This window comes from Mycobacterium sp. (assembly GCF_035623875.1).
GTDB lineage: Bacteria > Actinomycetota > Actinomycetes > Mycobacteriales > Mycobacteriaceae > Mycobacterium.
The window spans coordinates 1-20,554 of sequence record NZ_DASPSP010000259.1 but is presented as its reverse complement, the minus strand read 5'-3'; the positions used below and the strand labels follow the sequence as shown (position 1 = coordinate 20,554).

Sequence of the window (20,554 nt, the reverse complement as noted above, 5' to 3'; positions counted from 1 at the left end):
CGAGCGGACGCCGCACCGCTAAGGAAATCGCCGCCGAGTTCAGTACCGCGCTGCTGCGCGGTCTGATCCGCGACGAAACGGTGCGCAACGAATCACCGCTAGGGGTCAGAACCGAAATCGGTACAGCCGATCGTAATTCGCGATGGCCGTGATGGCATGTTTCGCCTCGACGGAAAGGTCGCCGTGGTCACCGGCGGCGCCGCGGCATCGGCGTGATGATCGCGCGCGGGCTATTGCAGGCGGGAGCGACGGTGTATCTGTCGAGCCGCAAAAAAGCCGAACTCGACGCCGCCGTCGCTGAGTTGTCAGTCCACGGACCGGTGCAGGCTCCTCACGCTGCATGCTCACGGCACTCATCCTGCATCAGTCGCGGCGCTGCAAGGTAGGTGTGATACACGAGGCCATGACCCCGAGTGTGCTGCGAACCGTGTCGTCGGTGGTGGGACCGAGTCATGTCAGCACCGACCCCGACGTGCTGGCCGGCCGCAGCGTCGACCACACCGGCCGCTATCGCGGGCGTGCGAGCGCCCTGGTGCGTCCGGGTTCGGCGGACGAAGTCGCCGAGGTGCTGCGGGTGTGTCGGGACGCCGGGGCGCACGTCACGATCCAGGGCGGTCGCACGTCCTTGGTGGCCGGCACCGTCCCCGAACATGACGATGTGCTGTTATCGACCGAAAGACTCTGTGCCATAAGCGATATCGACACGATCGAACGCCGCGTCGAAGTCGGGGCAGGGGCCACCTTGGCCGCGGTCCAGCGCGCGGCGACGGCGGCCGGCCTGGTGTTCGGCGTGGACTTGGCGGCGCGCGACTCCGCCACCATCGGGGGGATGGCATCGACCAACGCCGGCGGGTTGCGCACCGTGCGGTACGGCAACATGGGCGACCAGGTGATCGGTTTGGACGTCGCTCTGCCCGACGGGTCGGTGGTACGACGGCACTCTCATGTGCGGGCTGACAACACCGGCTATGACCTGCCGGCGCTGTTCGTCGGCGCCGAAGGAACGCTGGGCGTAATCACCGCGCTTGATCTGCGGCTACACCCGGATCCGCCGCATCGAGTGACGGCCGTGTGCGGCTTCGAGGACCTCGACGCGCTGGTCGACGCCGGCCGGTTGTTTCGCGACCTGGACGGCATCGCCGCCCTGGAATTAATCGACGGCCGGGCCAGCGCGCTGACCGACGAGCATCTCGGTGTGGCCGCGCCGGTAAGCGGTGACTGGCTGCTGCTGGTGGAACTGGCATCCGATCATGACCAGACCGAGCGCCTCGCCGACGCGCTGGACGAAGTGCGGACCTGCGGGGAGCCGGCGGTTGGCGTCGATCTGACTGCGCAACAACGGTTATGGCGGCTACGGGAATCGATAGCCGAGGTGCTCGGCGTTTACGGGCCGCCGGTGAAGTTCGACGTGTCGCTGCCGCTGTCGGCGGTCGCCGCGTTCGCGCGGGACTCGGACGGGTTGCTGCGCCGCCATGCGCCCGACGCCATCGGTGTGCTGTTCGGGCACATCGGGGAGGGCAACCTGCATCTCAACGTGCTGCGCTGCAGCGACGAGCAGGAAGGCGATCTGTACGCGGCCATGATGGACCTGATCGCGGGATGTGGCGGCAACGTGAGCTCCGAACACGGGGTCGGTAGCCGCAAACGCAAATACGTCGGCATGTCCCGCGAGCCTGCCGATATCGCGGCGATGCGAACCCTCAAGACGGCCTTCGACCCGACTGGCTATCTGAATGCCGCGGTGCTGTTCGACTAGTCGGGAGCCTTGATCCCCACCGCGTGGCGCAGTTGGGCCAAGAACTGGTCGGCGTCGTCGCTGCGGATCATGTAGTGCGAAATCGCCACTCGGATCGCGGTGGCCGCTTTCACCGCGGCGTTGGGACCGGGCATCAGCCGCTGCAGACCATCCCGCATCTGCGGGATGACGTGTGAGAACTGGCTGATGACGTGCTCGGGCTCGATGTCGACCATGCGCACCCCCGAGTAGGAATGCTGGTACTCAACGATGAACCGCAATGCGGCGTCGAGCTTGTCAGCCCCCTTGAGGCCGGCTGTCGCCCTGCTCAAGCCGCTTTCGAAGCCCTGCCGCTCGTAACGCGAGAACGCCGATAGCAACTCCTCCTTCGAGGCGAACCACCGGTAGAGCGTCGGCCTGGACACCCCGGCCTGGGCAGCGACGTCGGACAGGCTGAGCTTGCGTTTGCCGTTGCGGCTGAGGACCTCAGCGGTGGCGGCGAGGATCCGCTGCTGCGTCGAGGTGTCGCTTTCGATGGTCGACGTCTGCTCCATACCCAAACTTTACAAAAATAGCCCGAACTGTCACGCTGTTTTCGTGTCACTGGTAGCGGACCACCAAATCTTAGCCGGGCCCCAGCGCATCGCCGCTGATCGGCGTCCGTCGTGAGCCACTCCAGGGCCTCGAGAGCAATTGTCATCACCGAAGCCTCATCGCCCATCGCACTTGCGAGTGCGGCGCGGTTGGCCGCCGACGGGGAGCTGGTGTTGATGGGAACCCGTCGAATCGACATGTGTGAGCGGTTCGCGGCCCAACTTCGCGCCGATGGCGCGGCAGTCTTCGCCGCCCACCTGGACTTTGCCGATCCGCCCTCCATCGACCGGTTCGTCGAGTCCGCCGACTACCTGATCGGGTCCGTCGACGTGTTGGTCAGTGCCGCCGGTCTGGCCGACGGTTCCTGGGTCGGCGCACAACACCTTGCGGCACAAGTCATTCCGCCGATGATCGACAACCGGCGTGGCGACGTGGTGCTGATCAGCCCGGGTCTGGTCGGTGCGTCGACGGCGACCGCCGATCGGATGCTCGAAGCCTGGGTAGCCGCCCTGGACGCCGAATTCGTCGGCACCGGTGTGCGAGCCTCGATCATCCGGTCCACTGGGACGGGCGGCAGCCGCCCGCTGCCGCCGGGCGACGTTGGACGCCTGATCGCCGCGGCGATCAGCTCGCCTGAGCGGATGCACCTGCGTGTCCTCGACGTCATTGCACCGGTTCCCGCGGCATCGAGATCGATGCCGGCGCGTTAAGGATCGAGAAAACCTGCGCTAGCGGCGGTTGCTAGGGCCTGGGCCGTCGGCGCACCAACACCGACTGCTGAATGCTGCCCACGGCTCCCGTCTCGTCGAACAGGGTCCCCACCGTCGTACCGATGCCGTCGGGCCCGTAATTGGTTTCGGCACGGATGCCGATCCAGTCGCCATCGGGAATCCGGTGCACATGGACGACCAGGTCGTTGTTCAGGAACGTCCACCTGGTGATGTCGAGTTTGGAGCCGATCCCGTTGGCGCAGTCGGCGACCGCGAACAGCCGCTGCAACGACGTCATCGCCTCGCCGTTAACCAGGTTCACTGTCGGCCTGATCCAGGATTCTCCCGGACCATCGGTGAGCGGTTTGGTCAGCCAGCGCCAGTCCAGGCTGTGCACATAGTTGGGATCCCAATCCTTTTCCAGATTGCGGCTACGGGCTTCGCTCACCGGACGCGGCAGCGGTGCGGCTGCGTGGACCAAGTCGGCGGTGTCCAGCTGCTGCAGCCGCCATCCGCTGGCCCGGGCGGTCGGCCGGGGCTCACCGTCGGGGCCCAGCGCCAGCATCTCGGCGCTGATCAGCTCGATCTGTTTGCCGGGGCGCTCGACCTGCGAGCGAACCCACAAGTCGCCTTCGGCCGGTACCGGACCCAGCAAGTCGATGGCGACTCGGCTGAGCCGGGTGTCGTCACGGGCAGCGCAGCGCTCGAGCGCCCGGACCAACAGCGCCGACACCGGTGCGGCATGCTGCAACGCCGCCGACCACGTGCTTCTCACCAGGTCTGTGGCAATGAACTTTTCGCCCAACGGGTCTGCGTCGTCGATCACCTCGTAGTAGGAATCGGTCATCGTTCACCTTTCAGGGCAGACCGGCGCCAGGAGTATCCACGATCACCGTGTCGAGCCGGGACAGCCGGGTCCCGATCAGCCGTTTGGGGTAGGCGTCGGTACTCGACAGCATGAACAACGTGCGGCGCGCGGAGCCGCCGAGCATGCAGGCGATCGCGGCGCGGTCGCCGATGTCGATGCGATGGGTCACTTGCCCATTGGGGCCACGCTCTACTATCCGCTCGAATTGATGCGCCAGCGTCATCGACGTCCACACGCCGCCGTCAGCGTCGAGGCTGACGCCGTCAGGCGGCCCGTCGAGGCCGTCGGCGAAGACCCGTCGGTCGACCAGCCCGCCGTCGTCGCCGATGCTGAACGCGCTCAGCCGCCGGCCGATCGACTCGGCGACGATCAGGGTTTTGTGGTCGGGCGTGATGGCCATGCCGTTGGGAAAGTCCAGATCGCGCGCCACCACCCGCACGCTGTTGTCGGGATCGACGCGCGCAATGACGCCGCCGTGGAAGGCCTGCGACCCGATGTAGGCGCGGCCGAGGTGGTCGACGACCATGTCGCCGAGGTCGGCCGGTGCGACATCGCTCAGGTCGGCGATCGTGGTGACGGTTTCACCGTCGTAGCGCAGCAGCTGCCGTTTTTCGGTTGACACGATCAGCAGCGAGCCGTCCGGCCGGAATCCCAGACCCGAGGGTGCGTGCCCGGGCAGCGGCAACGTGGTCAGCGAGCCGCCCGGGTCGACGGTGTGCACGACCTCGCCCAGCATGTCGGAGAACCACAGCAGCCCCTCGAACCAGCGCGGACCTTCACCGAAGCAGAAGCCGCTGGCCAGCGGCGTCAGCCCGTCAACGGTCGCCGTCATCGAGCGCATCCAATTCTCGTGCGATCGCCGCGTGGTAGGCGTCGATGTGGGCGGGATTGACAGTCCGGAAGAAACCGTCCGGCAGCGGTGCGTGTTTGTAAGCCTCGATCGTCATCGTGCGGGTGAACAGCGTGATCTCCCCGCCCGGTCTGGTGAACTGGTATTGAACCGTGATCCGGCCCTCCATACCGCCCTTGCCGTCACGGTTGTGGCCAAGTGGTCCAACGGAATTGAACATCCACAACTTCGGCCGCGTCGCGATCGCCAGATGCCAGGTGAAAATTCGGTCGCCGTCCGGTCCGGACTCCTGCCAGGTGTCGCCGACCTTCAATGGCAGCTCATCGGGCAGGTTGGTGATGTGCGCGCTGCCCGGGTAGGTCTTGGGCCAGTTCGCCGGGTTCGTGACGAAGTCATAGATGATCTCGGGCGATCGAGCGAAGGCGGTTTCCGAACTCGTGGTCACAATGCCCAACTACTTCACCTCCCTGTGGCGCTCGATCCGACCCGGCAGCCGTCCGGCTAGCTTTACAGATTATCGTATAAGTGTCACGCAGTAATTTTGCAGGGATACTTCTCGGCGCTCAGCTAAGGAAAGCGGCAGATGCATTTCACCATCACCCACCCGATGCACCGCCACCCGTATAACCCGGAATTGGTCAGCGGCGACGGCATTACCGCGGTCGCGGCGGCCGCGGAAGCTGCCGGATTCCACGGCTTCGGTTTCACCGACCACCCCGCGCCGACGCAGCGTTGGCTCGAGGCCGGAGGACACGACGCACTGGACCCGTTCGTGGCGATGGCTTTCGCGGCGGCTCGGACCACCACATTGCGGCTGATTCCGAACATTGTGGTGCTGCCGTATCGAAACCCGTTCGTAGTAGCTAAGTCTGGTGCATCGCTGGATTTGCTTTCCGGTGGCCGATTCACCCTCGCGGTCGGGGTCGGTTATCTCAAGGGGGAGTTCGCCGCCCTGGGCGCTGACTATGAGCAACGGGCCGAGCTGTTCGATGAGGCCCTGGACGTGATCCGGGCGATCTGGACCACCGACGACGTCTCTTACGACGGCAAGCACTTCACCGCCAGCGGCATCACCGCGCACCCCCGACCGGCGAGCGAGCCGCATCCGCCGATCTGGGTCGGTGGGAACACCGGGGCCGCACGCCGGCGCGTGGCGCACAAGGGCGACGGCTGGTGCCCGTTCCCCGCGCCTCCGACTCTGGCCCAGACGACTCGCACCGCGACCATCGACTCGGTCGAAGGCCTCGCCGACGGCATCGCCGACCTGCGCCGCCGCGTCGACGAAGCCGGCCGGGACTGGTCGAAGTTCGACGTGGTGTTCACCAATTTCGAAGGCGGCAGCCCGGCACACGACGACTTCAACGCGGACGCCTACCTGACCGGAATGGAAAAGCTGGCCGCGCTGGGCGTCACCTGGCTGCAAGTGGGGCTGCCGGGCGACAGCCTTGCGCACGTCACTGACACCATCGAACGGTTCCAGACCCTGGTGATCGACGCGACCTGAGATCGGGTGAGCCGCCGAGAAGGCTTTACAAGATTCGGTGAGAATGTCACGCTCGCAGGGTGACGACGGAATCTGAGCAGACGCACTGGTCGGTCAGCGGCCTCCTGGAGTTGTTCGATGCGCATGCCGACGGGCCCGACCACTTCACCGCTGAAACCGGGATCGCCGGTGCAGACGAACGGCAGGTGGTCGAAGGCACCCAGGTGCTCGCACAAGTGATTGTCGCGGTCGCCAAACGGTTTCCGGACAAGTCGGTGCGGTCGGTGCACGCGGTGTTCTCCCGCGCTGTAATGGTCGGGCCGCCAGTTGAATTCGACATCGACGTGGTCCACGAAGGCCGCTCCACCGCGACCGCGGTGGTGTTCGTCAAGCAGAACGGCCGGCGCTGCATCACCGTGACCGCGCTGGCCGACGTGCCGTCGCCCGATGTGATTCGTCACCACCTGCCCCGCCCCGACGTGGCCGCGCCCGCCGATGCGAACGTCTCGCCGATGCCGATGGCCGGTCGGGAACTGCGGCTGGTCGACGTGGTTGACGTCAACAGCCCCGACGAAGTCGGGCCACCGGAGCTGTACGCCTGGCTGCACTATGACCCGATCCCGACTCGCGACGATCTGGCCAAGGCGCTGATCGCATACTTCACCGGCCATTTGGGCATCTCGACCACCATGCGCGCCCATGAAGGCATCGGCACCAGCCAGTCGCACCTGACCGTGTCCACCGCGCCGATGACGGTAACGGTCGGCTTCCATGAGCCGGTGTCATGGTCGGGGTGGCTGCTGTACACGCACGAGAGCACCCAGGTCGGCGCGGGCATGTCGTATGTCCGCGGCGCCGTGCACACCGAAGAAGGTGAGCTGATCGCCTCGTTCGCGCAGGAGGCGTTGATCCGCCCGCTGCGCACCACCGACACCGCAATCAAGACCGAGGCGCGGCTTTAGCAGCCATGGACTTTGCGAGCGTCGAACTCTCCAGGGAGGACCAGGAATTCCGCGATCGGTTGCGGGCGTTTCTGGGCGTCCACGTCACCGACGAAGTGCGCCGACGGGACCGGGAGACCGGGGATAATTTCGACGAGGGCGTACATGTGGCGTTGGGTGCCGAAGGCTATCTGGCCGCCGACTGGAAAGACGAGTCCGAGGGCGGCTTCAGCGCGCTGCACCGGCGGATCTGGGACTTGGAGATCGGGCGGGCGCACACGCCGTGGTTCCACTGGGGAACGACCGCGATGGTGGCCCGGACGGTGCGGCAGTTCGGATCGCCGGAGGTAGCCGACGAGGTGCTGCCCGGCGTGCTTTCCGGTCACATCCGGCTGTGCCTGGGTTACACCGAGCCCGAGGGCGGCTCCGACGTGGCGACGTGCAAGACCCGCGCGGTTCGCGACGGCGGATGCTGGGTTGTCAACGGCTCCAAGATGTTTACCTCCAATGCCCACAACGCCAAATACGTTTTCCTGCTTACCAACACCGATCCGGACGCGCCGAAACACAAGAACCTGACCATGTTCCTGGTGCCGCTGGACACGCCGGGCGTCGAGATCCAGCCCATCCGCACCATCGACGGCGACCGGACCAACATCGTCTACTACAGCGACGTGCGGGTTGACGACAAATACCGCATCGGTGACATCAACGGCGGCTGGGCGGTGCTGCGGGCGGCGCTCGACGTCGAGCACGGCACCGTCGAAAGTGAAGCCGGCGGCTTGCAGAGAATCGCGGTGATGAGCGAACATGCCACACTGATGGCCGAGGCGATCGACAAGATCGCGGCGCTGGTTGCCCAACCGGGCCCGGACGGCCGCCGCCTGCTCGACGACACGTCGGTGGCATATCGGTTGGGCCGCAGCATTGCCCGCACCGAGGCGGCGTTGAGCACCCCGGGAATGTTCGGGCGGGTGGCGAATGCGCAAACCATGCGTGATGTCGCGCCGGAGCTGATGGACCTGCTGGGCACGGCGTCGGCGTTGCCGATCGAGACCAACGGCGCTGCCGATGACGGTGGCGCCGAATACATCTTCCGGCTTGCCTCACCGACCGGTATCTACGGCGGCACCCTGGAGGTGTTCCGCAACATGATCGCCCAGCACGCGTTGGGGCTTGGGCGCCCGAACTATTCGCCGCCGAAGTCCTGAGGCGGCAGTTCGGCAACTATCTCGGCGCGCGTGCCATCGAAACTAAGAAATCCCTTGATGGGCAGGCTTTCCGGTGGCGGGTCCAGGTAACTCCACGCGACGTCCTCGACTGTCACGTCACCGATCACGGCCGACCAATAGGTGGCGACGCCCTTGTAATTGCAATAGGTCGAGGTGTCCGTTTGCCGCAGCAGGTCGGTGCGCACATGCGACGAATCGACGTACAAGCGAGGTTCCAGCGCCGTCTCGAACACGATCACGGTGTCGTCGGTATCCACCAGCGTCGTGCCGGCGACCTTGACCCGCAGACGCCGCCTGGTGGGGCGGCAGTCGACCCGGTGGTACGGGTTAGGCGGATAGTGCACGAGCGTGCGTCCCTCTTCGATCCAGGTGTCTACCGCGTCCCACGGCACCTGGACGAATCCGGGCGCCTCAGCAACCGGCTTGCTGGGCAGACCGTTCACCTCGTCGGCGCGAAATGCATAGCTGAGCGGATGATTTCGCCGGTGCACCAACAGCGCCCGCTCGGTGTCGATCACTATGCTCCCGCCGCGGACGGCCTGAACGCGTCGCGGATGCGGCTCGACATAGACGACGTCGGCGGGCAAGTTCAGATCGGCGTCGGGTGAAAACCAGCCGGCGGGCTCATTGCTGAGCGGCCCGCGCCCGGCGACCAGACTCACAAGCCCTCCCGGTCCGTCGTGCTCACGCTGGTTATCAGCGTATCGGGCATCGCTCCGCACAGTGCGGGTGGGAGGATGCCGGGCATGGGCGGACCAATGGAAGGCATCAGAGTCGTCGAGCTCGGGGTGTGGGTGGCCGGGCCTGCGGCGGGTGGCATCCTCGCCGATTGGGGTGCCGACGTCGTCAAGATCGAGCCGCCGACCGGCGACCCAGCGCGTCTGTTCGGCCGGATGTTGGGGCTCGACATCGACGTGAGCCCGCCGTTCGAGATGGACAACCGCTGCAAGCGCAGCATCGTCCTCGACCTCACAACCGACGGTGCCGACTGTGGCCGCGCCACGGCTCTCGAATTGATCAGCGGCGCCGACGTGTTCGTGACCAATGTCCGACCCGGCGCGTTGCGGCGGCTCGGGCTCGACTATGAGTCGGTGGCTGCAAATCACCCCCGCCTGGTCTACGGGCTGATCACCGGCTACGGCGAAACCGGGCCGGACGCCGACCGGGCCGCCTACGACATCGCGGCGTTCTGGGCCCGCGCCGGAGTGGCCCATCTGCTGACCCGGCCCGGTGACACGCCGCCGTTCCAGCGCGGCGGTATGGGCGATCACAGCGCCGGCATGACGCTGGCGGCGGCAATCTGCGCAGCACTGTTGGCCCGCGACCGAACCGGATCGGGGCAGCTGGTGACGACCTCGCTGTATCGGCAGGGTGCCTACACGGTGAGCTTCGACCTGAACACCTACCTGATGACCGGTCAGCCCATTGCCGTCGGACAACGGGAGTCGATGGGCAACCCGTGCATGAACAACTACGCCGCAGCAGATGGCCGGCGGTTCTGGATCGTGGGGCTGGAAGCCGAGCGACACTGGCCGCCGTTGTGCCGGGCCGTCGGCCGCGCCGACTGGTTGACCGATCCGCGCTTTTCCTCCGCGCGGTCACGCGCCGTCAACGCCGTCGACCTGATTGCCGAGTTGGACCAGATCTTTGCCACCAAGCCCCTCGACGAATGGGCGGAGATCTTCGCGAGCGAACCGGACTTCTTCTGGTCGCCGGTTAACTCCATCGAGGATGTCGTGGCAGACAAGCAGTTCCACGCTGCGGGCGGCATCGTCGACGTGCCGGACGGGCAAGCAGCCGTCCCGATGGTCGCCACACCGGCGGATTTCCACGGCACACCGTGGGCGCCGCGGTCCGCTGCGCCACGGCTGGGCGAGCACACCGACGAAGTTCTCGCCGAGCTGGCCGCACGCCGCAAGTCGTGACCGCGAGACTTTACAAATCTATCCAGAAGTGTCACGCTCTCTGGTCAGTGGCTTGTGGTTGAAGGGTGTGTGCGCTTATGGGGTATTCCGCCGCGGACGAGTCCTTCACGCATCAACTTCCGCGCCCCTTCGACGAAGTGCACGACGCAGACACCACCTGGTCGGACCGGTGCTACTTCTTCGCGGCCTCGCCTGACGGGACCATGCTGCTGGCGAGCGGATACGGAAATAATCCCAACACCAAAAGCGGCTTGGGCTACGTCAAGGTCTCCCTCGCCGACGGTCGGCACTGGGACCTGATGGCCGGGCGGCAGATAACGGGAGCAGATCGTGCCGATCTGACTGCTGGGCCGATGCGGTGGACCTGCGTCGAGCCGCTGAAGCGATGGAAACTCGAAGTGGCACCCAATGATTCGGAAATCGCCTGGGAGCTCTACTACGAGCCCAGCGCGCCGATGTGGGAATTGTTGCCCATCAAAGTTCATGGCAGCCAAGGAAAACTGCTGGCCGACATGTACCACATCAAAGAGCCCGGTACCTGGAGCGGCTGGGTGGAGATCGACGGCGAGCGTATCTCGGTCGACGGTTTCCATGGCGGGCGCGACCGGACCTTCGGATTGCGGGTCTCCGACGAAATCGACTTCTGGCTCTGGCTTGATGCCGGTTTCGACGATTGCGCGATGGAGGCATGGGTCTTCGAGACCTGCGACGGGACCGTCACCTACGTCGACGGCGGGATCACCCACAGCGACGGCACGCTGTCCAAGCGGTTCGTCAAGATGGAGCACGCTGCGGAGTTCGACGGCGATCTCAAGCGGCCCGCGGGTGCTGTCCTGATCTTCACCGACGAAGACGGAAAGCGCTACCGCGTCACGGCCGCTGCGCCACACCAGCATGTCAACGCCTACTACGGACTGCCGCTGTCAAAATGCACATACCAAGATCTGGGCGGCCGAGGCTACTTCGTTCACTTCTCGTGGGACAGCAACGACCGCGACGAGCTCGCCGAGACCGAGAGCAAGTCGATGGCGATCGACCAGCTGATGCGGTTCGATTTCGACGGCCGGACCGGTTGGGGCATTTTCGAGATCCTGATGGGTGGAAACGCCTACCGGCGATACCCGAATTGGCGCGCCATGGACATGTCGTCGTTCACCCAAGACAAGTCGCCGGTGGAGCGTTTGCCTGCTGATTCCTCCGAGACGGCGGCCCAATGAGCGACATCGGCCAACGGCTTACCGGCTGGCTGCGCGGTCAGCTGTCGGACGCGGATGAGCTACGAATCGAAGGGCTCGAGCGGGTCGAGTTCGGACACTCTGCCGAGATGATGGCGCTGACCGTCGTTACCGGGCACGGTGAGGCGGAGGAGCGCCGCGATGTCGTGGTCCGGTTACGGCCTCGGCCGCCGGCGCTGCTCGAGCCCTATGACCTCAAGCGGCAGTTCGACATCTTGCGCAAACTCGAGAACACATCGGTGCGAGCCCCGCGGGCATTGTGGCTCGAAGAATCCGGCGACGTGCTCGAGCGTCCGTTCTTCGTCATGGAACGCGTTGCCGGCAGCGTCTATGAGATGGAGGCACCCCAAGGTCCCGACGCAACGGCCCAACGCATCCGTCGCATGTGCGAGGACATGGCCGATCAGCTGGCCGCCGTGCATGCCGTCGACTTGCAGGCAACCGGTTTGGATGCCCTTGGCGACGGCAGCGACCATCTCGATCGCGAATTGGACCACTGGGCCGCCGAAATGCATCGGGTGCAGCGCGGCACGCTGCCCGCATTGGAGCGACTGTTGCGCGCGCTTCGGGACGGCAAGCCGCGGCCGTGCCCGACGATCGCGTTGGTGCATGGTGACGCTAAGCCGGGCAACTTCGCGTTCGTCGGCGATCAAGTGAGTGCGATCTTCGACTGGGAGATGACCGGTATTGGAGATCCGCTCACCGACATCGGTTGGATGGAGTTGCTCTGGATGCAGCCGGTGGGAATCACCAGCCACCCGGATGCGCCGACCATCGACGAGTTCATCGCCCGCTACGAACAGGCCAGCGGGATCAAGGTCGAAAATCGCCCGTGGTATCGAGCGCTGAATGCCTTCAAGATGGCGGTCATTTGTCTCATCGGCGCGATGCTCTTCGACGACGGCGTCACCGACGACCAGCGGTTCATCCTCAACGCCAGCGGGATTCCGCTGCTGACCGACCTCGGCCTGGCTGATCTGGGGATCACCGAACAGCTGGAACCCGGGCCCATCGGTATTCGCGAGGAGCGGATACGCCAGGTCCAGTCGGGCGAGCGGGTCACTCATTGAGGGCACGTCACGATACCTCGACGGCGCGTTCCGGACTTTACAGATTGGCGTCAAAGTGTCACGCTGGGTCGGTCTGGTTGATATGACGGTGCGACGATGGGGAACGGCTCAGTGGTAGCTCGAACTTTCCACGCAGTTGATCTGACGGACGATGCTGCGCGGGCGAGACCTTCGCGGCACCGCGACGGTGGTGCGGTCAAGTATCGCCTCGACGTCGTTGCCTCCAGCCCCGCTGACGTGGTGTGCTCCGCCGGGGGATGGCTGTACGACCGGGTGCGCGCCGGTTGGGAGGTCAACGTGCTGTTGCCGCAGCAATGCGACACCCGCCCGTTGCAGATCCTGGGAATGCAAGTAGCCGAGCTCGATTCGCAGATCCCGGCCGCGGGCACGGCATGCGCGGCCCGCGGCTTGGCGGTCAGCGCAGAGATGTTCACGTCGGACATCCGAATTCGGCAGGAGGTGTTCAAGGCGCTGGATCGCTGGATGACGGAAGTCACGCTCTGGCATGACGGTTGGCCACTGGCCGTCGGGTACCGGACGACCACGGTGCAGCATGTGCTCAGCGGTGCCGCACGCGCATTCAAACGTCATGCCCTCACCGCTGCCGGCATTCCGGATACGGTCGGCCCAACCGAGACACTGCGCAGCGACATGAAAGCGTGCTTACCGGTCGATTCCGAACTGATCCCGGTCGGCTGATGCGGAAGTACTACGGCCACACGCTGCTTTACCTGCACGAGACGATTGCGCTGGGCTCTGGAACAAGCGGCCGGTTCACCGAGGTGTTCGTCGACACCTACCAGCCGATGATGCAAGAACTGGGCGCCCGGTTGTTCTGCCTGTGGGAAACCACCCCCTACAACGGACACTGGCCGCAGGTGACGATCATTTGGGAGATCGACGCGTTCGCCGACTATGCGCGCATCGGGGCGGCACAGACACGCGGCGGCAGCCATGAGGCAGCTGCCGGGAAATGGTCGGCATACCTCGCCGACATCGGCGCCTCAGGGGAGGGGCGAATCATGTATCCGGGGCCGAGCAACAAGACGCTCGCCCAGCTGCGCGAGGCCAATTTCAGTGCGTCCGTTGTGATTCAAGAAATCATGCAGACCAAACCGGGCCGGCAGGACGACTACATCCGCGAGCTTGAGCGGCTCTACGTGCCGTGGTCGGAACGCACCGGCAAACGTTGGCTGGGATCGTTCACCACCACGTTTCGCTACAACGAGGTCATCCACTACTGGGCGCTCGACGGCGGTTGGGAATGTTTCGCCGAGCACTATCCGTCGTGGAAGGACAACCCACCGGCCGAGATCGTCACCTGGATGAGCGTCGCCCCGGCGCTTCGCGACGGCTGGGAAGACTCGATCCTGCAAGCCCTGCCGCCGTCACCGCTGCAATGAAAACCGCTTCGATGCAGGACTTCTCGTACGATCCGTTCGACCCGTCGGTGATGGCAGATCCGTTGCCTTACTACCGGGTCTTGCGCGAGCATTACCCGGTTTACTACCTGGACAAGTGGGATACGTTTGCGCTCTCGCGGTTCGCCGATATCTGGGATGTGCTGGCGGTCAACGACGGAACGTTCGTCGCCTCGGAGGGCACCTTGCCGCCGGCCTCGACCCTGGCCCACCACAACGACGGGCCGGTCGCCGATCCACCTTGGCATCCGCTGCCGTTTCACGCGGTTTTCGATGCGCCCATTTATGACGGCGTTCGGCAGGCGCACAGCAAGTCGTTTCGGCCGAAAGCGGCCGCGCAATTGGAGAACCGGATCCGCGAGCTGGCGAACGAGCGGCTCGACCTGTTGCTGCCGCGCGGTTCGTTCGACCTCACCCAGGACTACGGCGGGGTCGTCGCAGCATCCGTAGTGTGCGAATTTCTGGGAATACCAGTCGAACTGGCGTCCGAGGTACTTGCCGCGGTCAATGCGGGCAGCCTGGCCGAACCTGGCAGCGGCGTCGACACCGCGCAGGCCCGGCCCAACTACCTGGACTACCTGATCCCATCAGTGAAAAGGCGACGCGCCAACGCGTCAGGCGAGCCGTTACCGGTGGTGGACGGGCTAATGGGCTACCGGCTGCCCGACGATCGCGCGCTCGACGACGTCGAGGTAGCCACCCAGATGCTGTGCGTGTTCATCGGCGGCACCGAAACAGTGCCGAAGGTGGTGGCGCACGGACTGTGGGAGCTCAGCCGTCATCCCGACCAACTGGAAGCGGTGCGAGCTGACGCGAAAGCCAACGTGCCCGTTGCGCGCGAGGAAATGATCCGCTACTGCGCGCCCGCGCAGTGGTTCGCCCGAACCGCCCGCAAGCCGTTCACCATTCACGACACCACAATCGAGCCGGGTCAGCGGATCATCACCCTGCTGGCGTCGGCCAACCGCGACGAGCGGGAGTATCCGCAGCCCGACGAGTTCATCTGGGACCGGCCCATCAAGCGTTCGCTGGCCTTCGGCCGGGGCCAGCACTTCTGCCTGGGTTACCACGTTGCTCGCCTCGAGATTGCCGTCATGGTCGAAGAATGGCTGCGGCGGGTGCCGGACTACCGGATCATCGACGAGGCGGCATTCCGTCCGCCGTCCAGTTTCCAGTGGGGCTGGAGCCGGCTGCCGGTGGAGGTCTGAGATGTGGTCCTACCGGATCGTGGCGCCGTATCTGTTCGAGCGGACATCGATCCCTAACAAGACAGCTGAGTGCCTCGGCGATCGCCAGGTGCTGTTGCGGTTCTTGGTCGCCGGGGTCTGCGGCAGCGACATGCCGGCCTTTCGCGGTGTGCGCGGCCCACTTGCGGGCGACGATGGCCGCAGCGGCCCGGAAAAGGACGGCTTCCCGATCCACGAGGTCGTCGGGGAAGTCATCGCCAGCCGTCATCCCGAACACCGGCCCGGTGATCGGGTGGTGGGTTGGGCGTCGGCGTTCGACGGTTTGATGGAACGCGTGGTGACCGACGGAGACCAGGTGGCGCCGTACGATCCGGCGCTCACCCCTGCGCAAGCCATCGGTCTACAACCGTTGGCCTGTGTGCTCTACGCCGTCGAGCAGCTGCCGGCCCTCGGCGGCCGCCATGTCGGCATCATCGGCCAAGGATCCATCGGGCTGCTGTTCTCGTATGCGGCCAAAGCGGCAGGCGCACGGCACGTCACCGGTGTCGACCCGGTCGACCGCGCCGGCATCGCCGACAAGTTCGGCGTCGACACCTTGGTGCGGGCAACCAGCGACCGGTGGGTCAGCCAGCTGGCCCGCGAGGACCGGCCGGACATCGTGATCGAAGCCGTCGGGCATCAGGTCGCGACGCTTGGCCACGCGATCGAAGCCGCCGGACACGGCGGCACCGTCTTCTACTTCGGCGTCGCCGACGACGACAGTTATCCGATCAGCATGCGTACCATGCTGCGCAACAACCTGACGCTGAAATCCGGTGTGACGCTTGATCGTCGACGGATGCTGGATCTTGCAGGCAAATTCGCCGCCGAGCATCCCGGGCTGTTGGCAACATATCTGACCCATACTTTCGGCATCGACGACGTTCAGGCCGCATTCGAACTGGCCTGCCGGCCGGAGCCCGGCCGGGTGAAAATCGCGATCACAGAGTCGGGTGCGGCATGACATCAAGCCACCTGCAGCAGGCCCTTGCCCGCGGAAAACCCGTATGGGGTGGCTGGATCACCGGGCCCACGTCGATCGGGCCGGAGGAGTTCGCCCGGGCCGGATACGATTATGTCGGCTTCGACGCCCAACACGGCTACTTCGACGACGCCGACATTGCCAACATCCTGCGCCGCCTCGAGCACGTGCCGATTGGCACCGCGGTTCGGCTGCCTGCTGTCGACCCGGCGCCGATCGGGCGAGTGCTCGACGCCGGCGCCGACGCCATCATCGTCGCGATGATCGAATCGGCCGACCAGGCCGCCGCCGCGGTGGCCGCGACCCGATACCCACCCGTCGGCGTGCGGAGCTTCGGCCCGCTGCGGGCCAGCCTGGGCTACGACACGGCTGCGCTGGAGTCCCGGGTCAGCGTTTTCGCGATGATCGAAACCGCCGCGGCGCTCGCCGATGTCCATGAAATATGCGCTGTACCAGGGCTTTCCGGAATCTATGTCGGGCCCGCCGATCTGGCGATCTCGATGGGCGTCGAGGTCACCAAGGCGACGAGTCACCCGGCTGTGCGCGACGCGATCGGCAACATTGAGCGTGCCGCGTCCGCCGCCGGATTGGTGCCCGGTATTCACGCCGGGGACGGCATAGTCGGTCAGGCCATGGCACGGCTGGGTTTTCAGATGATCACCCTGGCGTCGGAATCCCAGGCATTGCGGCGCGGTGCCGCGGCAGGCCTGAAGGAAGCGACCGCGCAAGAGGCGCCGACGGGCAGCTCACCCGCGGGTGGCTACCAGTGACCGACTATCGCTGCGATGACGACCGTGCGATCCGTGACCTGCTGGCCTGCTACGCGTTGGCCCTCGACACCGACGACATCGACCGATGCCTGGACCTTTTCGCCGACGATGGCGAGTTCGTGGTGTTCGGGCGGAAATTCATTGGACGCGACCAAATCCGCGCCATGTTCGAGTCCGCGCCGCGTGGCCTGCACCTGACCGGGGTGTCGAGCGTCGAGGTATCCGGGGACGCCGCGACGGCGCGCTCCCAGGTGCTGCTCGTCGAAGCCGGCACGATGCATCTGCGGCCCGCCCTGTTCGACGACGTACTGAGCCGCGACGGCCGGCGGTGGCGCTTCCGTCGTCGGCGATGCCGGTTCATCACCAGCGGCGGGCTCGGCGACCGCCCGGAGGCGCCGTCATCGTGACCACTCAACAGCGCGTCGCGCTGGTAACCGGGGCCGCGCGCGGACAGGGCTGGGCGATCACCCAACGGCTGCGCGCCGACGGGTTTTTCGTTGCGGCCTGCGACGTCAACACAGCCGAACTCAGCACCGCGGTCGACGCCCTCGGTGATGACGGGGTGGTCGCGATTCCGCTCGATGTGACATCGTCGTCGGGCTGGCGCGAGGCCGTTGCGACCACCGTCGACCGGTTCGGGTTATTGACCACCCTGGTCAACAACGCCGGCGTGCTGCATCGCGCCTCGATCACCGACGAGACGGTCGAGGGATTCGAAAAGGCTTGGCGGGTAAACTGTTTAGGTGCGTTCCTGGGTATTCGTGCGGCACTCGACCAGTTGCGCGCCGCCCAGGGCGCAGCCATCGTCAACACCTGCAGCACCGGTGCGATTCGGCCGTTCCCGAATCACATCGCCTACGGCTCGTCGAAGTGGGCGCTGCGCGGGCTGACCCAGGCCGCCGCGGCCGAACTGGCGCACGCGGGCATTCGCGTCAACGCGGTGTTTCCCGGACCGATCGCGACGCCGATGCTCGACGAAGACACCCAGGCGCGGCTGGCGTCGACATCGATATCCGGCCGAATCGGCCAGCCGTCCGAGGTAGCCGATGCCGTCGCCTTCCTGGTCTCCGACCAAGCGTCGTTCATCACAGGTTCGGAACTCGTCATCGACGGTGGCCAATGCCTGAAAATTCAATGAAGACCGGCCTTTCGGTTGGCATCATCGGCGCCGGCCCTGGTGGCATCGCGTTGGGGATATTGTTGGCGCGAACGGGCTTTCGAGATTTCATCATCTTCGATCGGGAAGACGGTGTCGGCGGAACCTGGCGGATCAACACTTATCCGGGGCTGGCTTGCGACGTCAAATCGCATCTTTATTCGTACTCGTTCGATTTGAATCCGCACTGGTCGCGGCTGTGGTCGCCGCAGCCGGAGATCCTGAAGTATTTCGAGCGTTGCGTCGAAGATCAGGGCTTGCAGCCACATCTGCAGCTCGGCACTGAAATCCGCTCCGCGAGATGGGATGACCGCGCGCAGTGCTGGCAGCTGACGACGACCACGGGCGAACATCACGAATTCGACGTGGTGGTCTCGGCTGTCGGGCTGTTCACCCAGCCGGTGTTGCCCGAGCTGGTCGAACAGGAACCGTTCACCGGAACAGTGATGCACTCATCGCGGTGGGACCATTCGGTCGACCTCGCGGGTGCGCGGGTGGCCGTCCTGGGGACGGGGTCGACGGCATCGCAGCTGGTGCCGGAGTTGGCGAAGGTCGCGGCCCAGGTGTACTCGGTGCAGCGGTCGCCGACCTGGATACTGCCCAAACCGGACCGGCCCTACAGCCGAAGGGAGCGTTGGCTATTCGCGCATATTCCTTTTGCGAAGAAGCTTTACCGGACGCGACTGTGGCTGCGCAGTGAGTCGAATATCTCGGTGATCGAGCACGGCAGCGAGAAAACCCAGGAGTTCACCGCGATCGCAATGCGCCTGCTGGAGCATTCGGTCGCTGATGAGCAACTGCGCCGCAAACTGACACCGAACCATCCGATGGGCTGTAAGCGGTTGGTGTTCTCGTCGGACTACCTGACCGCGTTGACGCAGCCGCATGTCGAGGTGCTGAGCAGCCCGGCGCGATACCTGCGGGCACGGTCGCTGGTGATGCAAGACGGTACCGAGCGCGACGTCGACGTGGTGGTGTGCGCAACCGGCTACGCCGCAGCGGACTATCTGGGCGAGATCGAGGTGACCGGCAAAGGTGGGATCACGCTGCGCGATGTCTGGCGGGACGGGGCGCACGCATACCTGGGCATGGCGGTGCCCGGGTTTCCCAACTTCTTCATGCTGTATGGACCCAACACCAACGTCGGCTCCAACAGCGTGATCTTCGTGCTCGAAGCACAGGCGCGCTACATCGTGCGGGCACTGCGATACCTGCGGCGCAAGGGCAAGTCGTATGTCGCGGTGCGACCGTTAGCGATGGCCAACTTCCTCGCCAAGATCGACCAGTGGATGCAGGGCACTGTGTGGACCACCCAGTGCAGCAACTACTTTCGCACGGCCAACGGGCGGGTGGTGACGCAATGGCCGCGCAGCGCGCGGGCCTTCTGGGGAATGACGCGCCGGTTCAAGTCCGCTGACTTCACCTTCGAGGCCCCAGCCGAGTGTGTGCCCGATGCGTCGATGGCGCTGGACAAGGGCAGTCGATGACGGAACCGGATGGCCTTGAGCGGTTGGATCCCGCGCTGCGCGCAATCGCGACGGCGCGGACCGACTTTTCGCTGAATTCGATTCAACTCATGCGCGAACCGTTCAACCAGCGCCGCCGGGAGGCCGCCGAACGCACTGACGCGCAAGGCGTGCGGATCGTCGAGGACACCGCGGTGGCCGAATCCGGCAGCGTCGCAGTGCGTATCTACTCTGGCGCCGAAGCGGATCCGGCACCGGCGATCGTCTACTGCCACGCTGGCGGCTTCGCACTGGGAAACCTGGACACCGATCATCGGCAGTGCGTAGAGCTCGCCCGACGCGGTCGCTGCACCGTGGTGTCGGTCGACTACCGGCTGGCCCCGGAGCATCAATATCCGGCAGCCCTCGACGACGCGAGTGCCGTGCTGCGATGGGTGACGGCCAATGCGACGGAACTGGGCGTCGACCCTGCGCGCTTGGCGGTGGGGGGCAGCAGCGCCGGTGCGACCCTGGCGGCGTGCCTGGCTCACGGTGCCGCCGACGGCTCACTGCCGGCGGTCGTCTTCCAGCTTCTGCACCAGCCGGTGCTGGACGATCGGGAAACCGCGTCGAAGGCCGAGTTCTGCACCAGCCCCGCTTTCGACAGCGAGGCAGCCGATCTGATGTGGCGCTATTACCTGGGCCCCGACGCTGGATCAGCGGCCGCCGTGCCAGCCCGGCGAGACCGATTGGGTGGTCTGCCAACTGCTTTGATCACGTGCGCGGAGATCGATCCGTTTCGCGACGAAGCGGTCGACTATGCGCTACAGCTGCTTCGCGCCGGGGTTTCCACCGAGCTACACGTGTTTCCGCGCACCTGCCACGGCTTCGATTCGCTGCTGCCGGACTGG

Annotated in this window: 22 protein-coding genes and 1 pseudogene; 18 read left to right on the top strand and 5 right to left on the bottom strand. The window is 65.5% G+C overall.

The genetic code is table 11. The annotated features are described in order from the left end of the window. A pseudogene (locus tag VEI45_RS21325) lies at positions 1–152 on the top strand (hypothetical protein); the annotation flags it as partial. A gap of 251 nt (positions 153–403) precedes the next feature. Further along, positions 404–1,756 (top strand): FAD-binding oxidoreductase, encoded by a 1,353-nt coding sequence (locus tag VEI45_RS21315; protein ID WP_414687549.1) that lies wholly within the window; start codon positions 404–406, stop codon positions 1,754–1,756. Here the strand turns inward: VEI45_RS21315 and VEI45_RS21310 are convergent. Beyond that, positions 1,753–2,289 (bottom strand): helix-turn-helix domain-containing protein, encoded by a 537-nt coding sequence (locus VEI45_RS21310; protein ID WP_324856517.1) that lies wholly within the window; start codon positions 2,287–2,289, stop codon positions 1,753–1,755. The two genes, VEI45_RS21315 and VEI45_RS21310, sit on opposite strands and share 4 nt — an antisense overlap. A 111-nt stretch (positions 2,290–2,400) precedes the next feature. Between VEI45_RS21310 and VEI45_RS21305 the strand changes: the two genes are divergently transcribed. Continuing rightward, a complete protein-coding gene (locus tag VEI45_RS21305) occupies positions 2,401–3,039 on the top strand; it encodes an SDR family NAD(P)-dependent oxidoreductase (protein WP_324856516.1) in 639 nt (212 codons plus the stop codon). A gap of 31 nt (positions 3,040–3,070) precedes the next feature. Here the strand turns inward: VEI45_RS21305 and VEI45_RS21300 are convergent, their stop codons facing one another. The 3 genes from VEI45_RS21300 to VEI45_RS21290 are packed head-to-tail and all read right to left on the bottom strand — an operon-like array spanning position 3,071 to position 5,211. Beyond that, positions 3,071–3,886 (bottom strand): thioesterase family protein, encoded by an 816-nt coding sequence (locus tag VEI45_RS21300; RefSeq protein ID WP_324856515.1) that lies wholly within the window; start codon positions 3,884–3,886, stop codon positions 3,071–3,073. Positions 3,887–3,896: 10 nt separating this feature from the next. Further along, positions 3,897–4,739 carry an SMP-30/gluconolactonase/LRE family protein gene (locus VEI45_RS21295; RefSeq protein WP_324856514.1) on the bottom strand — a complete coding sequence of 281 codons (843 nt, stop codon included), beginning with the start codon at positions 4,737–4,739 and terminating at the stop codon, positions 3,897–3,899. Beyond that, positions 4,723–5,211, bottom strand: a complete 489-nt coding sequence (locus tag VEI45_RS21290) for an SRPBCC family protein (protein WP_324856513.1) — start codon at positions 5,209–5,211, stop codon at positions 4,723–4,725. The genes VEI45_RS21295 and VEI45_RS21290 overlap by 17 nt, the downstream gene beginning before the upstream one ends. Before the next feature lie 129 nt (positions 5,212–5,340). Here VEI45_RS21290 and VEI45_RS21285 point away from each other — a divergent pair, with 129 nt between their 5' ends. From VEI45_RS21285 to VEI45_RS21275, 3 genes are read left to right on the top strand one after another with little or no spacing between them, the layout of a single operon-like run. Next, on the top strand, positions 5,341–6,261 hold the full coding sequence (locus tag VEI45_RS21285; RefSeq protein WP_324856512.1) for an LLM class F420-dependent oxidoreductase: 921 nt from the start codon (positions 5,341–5,343) through the stop codon (positions 6,259–6,261). 59 nt (positions 6,262–6,320) lie between these two features. Then, positions 6,321–7,202 (top strand): acyl-CoA thioesterase, encoded by an 882-nt coding sequence (locus VEI45_RS21280; protein ID WP_324856511.1) that lies wholly within the window; start codon positions 6,321–6,323, stop codon positions 7,200–7,202. A gap of 5 nt (positions 7,203–7,207) precedes the next feature. Beyond that, complete coding sequence (locus VEI45_RS21275) at positions 7,208–8,392, top strand: acyl-CoA dehydrogenase family protein (RefSeq protein WP_324856510.1); 1,185 nt, start codon at positions 7,208–7,210, stop codon at positions 8,390–8,392. Here the strand turns inward: VEI45_RS21275 and VEI45_RS21270 are convergent. Next, positions 8,371–9,075: a DUF427 domain-containing protein gene (locus VEI45_RS21270; protein ID WP_324856509.1), complete on the bottom strand. Its 705-nt coding sequence runs from the start codon at positions 9,073–9,075 to the stop codon at positions 8,371–8,373. The genes VEI45_RS21275 and VEI45_RS21270 overlap by 22 nt on opposite strands. Positions 9,076–9,159: 84 nt before the next feature. Here VEI45_RS21270 and VEI45_RS21265 point away from each other — a divergent pair, with 84 nt between their 5' ends. The 12 genes from VEI45_RS21265 to VEI45_RS21210 form a co-directional block, all read left to right on the top strand. Continuing rightward, positions 9,160–10,338 (top strand): CoA transferase, encoded by a 1,179-nt coding sequence (locus VEI45_RS21265; RefSeq protein WP_324856508.1) that lies wholly within the window; start codon positions 9,160–9,162, stop codon positions 10,336–10,338. A 77-nt stretch (positions 10,339–10,415) separates the two neighbouring features. Further along, positions 10,416–11,555 carry a DUF7064 domain-containing protein gene (locus tag VEI45_RS21260; RefSeq protein ID WP_324856507.1) on the top strand — a complete coding sequence of 380 codons (1,140 nt, stop codon included), beginning with the start codon at positions 10,416–10,418 and terminating at the stop codon, positions 11,553–11,555. Then, the gene (locus tag VEI45_RS21255) at positions 11,552–12,643 is read left to right on the top strand and encodes a phosphotransferase family protein (protein ID WP_324856506.1); all 1,092 of its coding nucleotides are present in this window, start codon (positions 11,552–11,554) and stop codon (positions 12,641–12,643) included. Before VEI45_RS21260 ends, VEI45_RS21255 begins: the two co-directional genes overlap by 4 nt. Positions 12,644–12,754: 111 nt before the next feature. Next, a complete protein-coding gene (locus VEI45_RS21250) occupies positions 12,755–13,342 on the top strand; it encodes a hypothetical protein (protein WP_324856518.1) in 588 nt (195 codons plus the stop codon). Next, positions 13,342–14,046 (top strand): NIPSNAP family protein, encoded by a 705-nt coding sequence (locus VEI45_RS21245; RefSeq protein WP_324856505.1) that lies wholly within the window; start codon positions 13,342–13,344, stop codon positions 14,044–14,046. Before VEI45_RS21250 ends, VEI45_RS21245 begins: the two co-directional genes overlap by 1 nt. 11 nt (positions 14,047–14,057) lie before the next feature. Beyond that, positions 14,058–15,272 carry a cytochrome P450 gene (locus VEI45_RS21240; RefSeq protein WP_324856504.1) on the top strand — a complete coding sequence of 405 codons (1,215 nt, stop codon included), beginning with the start codon at positions 14,058–14,060 and terminating at the stop codon, positions 15,270–15,272. 1 nt (position 15,273) lies between these two features. Beyond that, entirely contained in the window at positions 15,274–16,254 is a 981-nt protein-coding gene (locus VEI45_RS21235) for a zinc-binding dehydrogenase (protein WP_324856503.1), read from the top strand. Then, positions 16,251–17,042, top strand: coding sequence for an HpcH/HpaI aldolase family protein (locus VEI45_RS21230; RefSeq protein ID WP_324856502.1), 792 nt, complete (start codon positions 16,251–16,253; stop codon positions 17,040–17,042). The genes VEI45_RS21235 and VEI45_RS21230 overlap by 4 nt, the downstream gene beginning before the upstream one ends. Beyond that, positions 17,039–17,449, top strand: a complete 411-nt coding sequence (locus VEI45_RS21225) for an SgcJ/EcaC family oxidoreductase (RefSeq protein ID WP_324856501.1) — start codon at positions 17,039–17,041, stop codon at positions 17,447–17,449. The genes VEI45_RS21230 and VEI45_RS21225 overlap by 4 nt, the downstream gene beginning before the upstream one ends. Continuing rightward, the gene (locus VEI45_RS21220; protein WP_324856500.1) at positions 17,446–18,180 is read left to right on the top strand and encodes an SDR family oxidoreductase; all 735 of its coding nucleotides are present in this window, start codon (positions 17,446–17,448) and stop codon (positions 18,178–18,180) included. The genes VEI45_RS21225 and VEI45_RS21220 overlap by 4 nt, the downstream gene beginning before the upstream one ends. Then, positions 18,177–19,685, top strand: coding sequence for a flavin-containing monooxygenase (locus tag VEI45_RS21215; protein WP_414687550.1), 1,509 nt, complete (start codon positions 18,177–18,179; stop codon positions 19,683–19,685). The genes VEI45_RS21220 and VEI45_RS21215 overlap by 4 nt, the downstream gene beginning before the upstream one ends. Then, the coding region (locus VEI45_RS21210; RefSeq protein ID WP_324856498.1) for an alpha/beta hydrolase at positions 19,682–20,554 on the top strand (873 nt) is incomplete at its 3' end. The genes VEI45_RS21215 and VEI45_RS21210, both read left to right, overlap by 4 nt.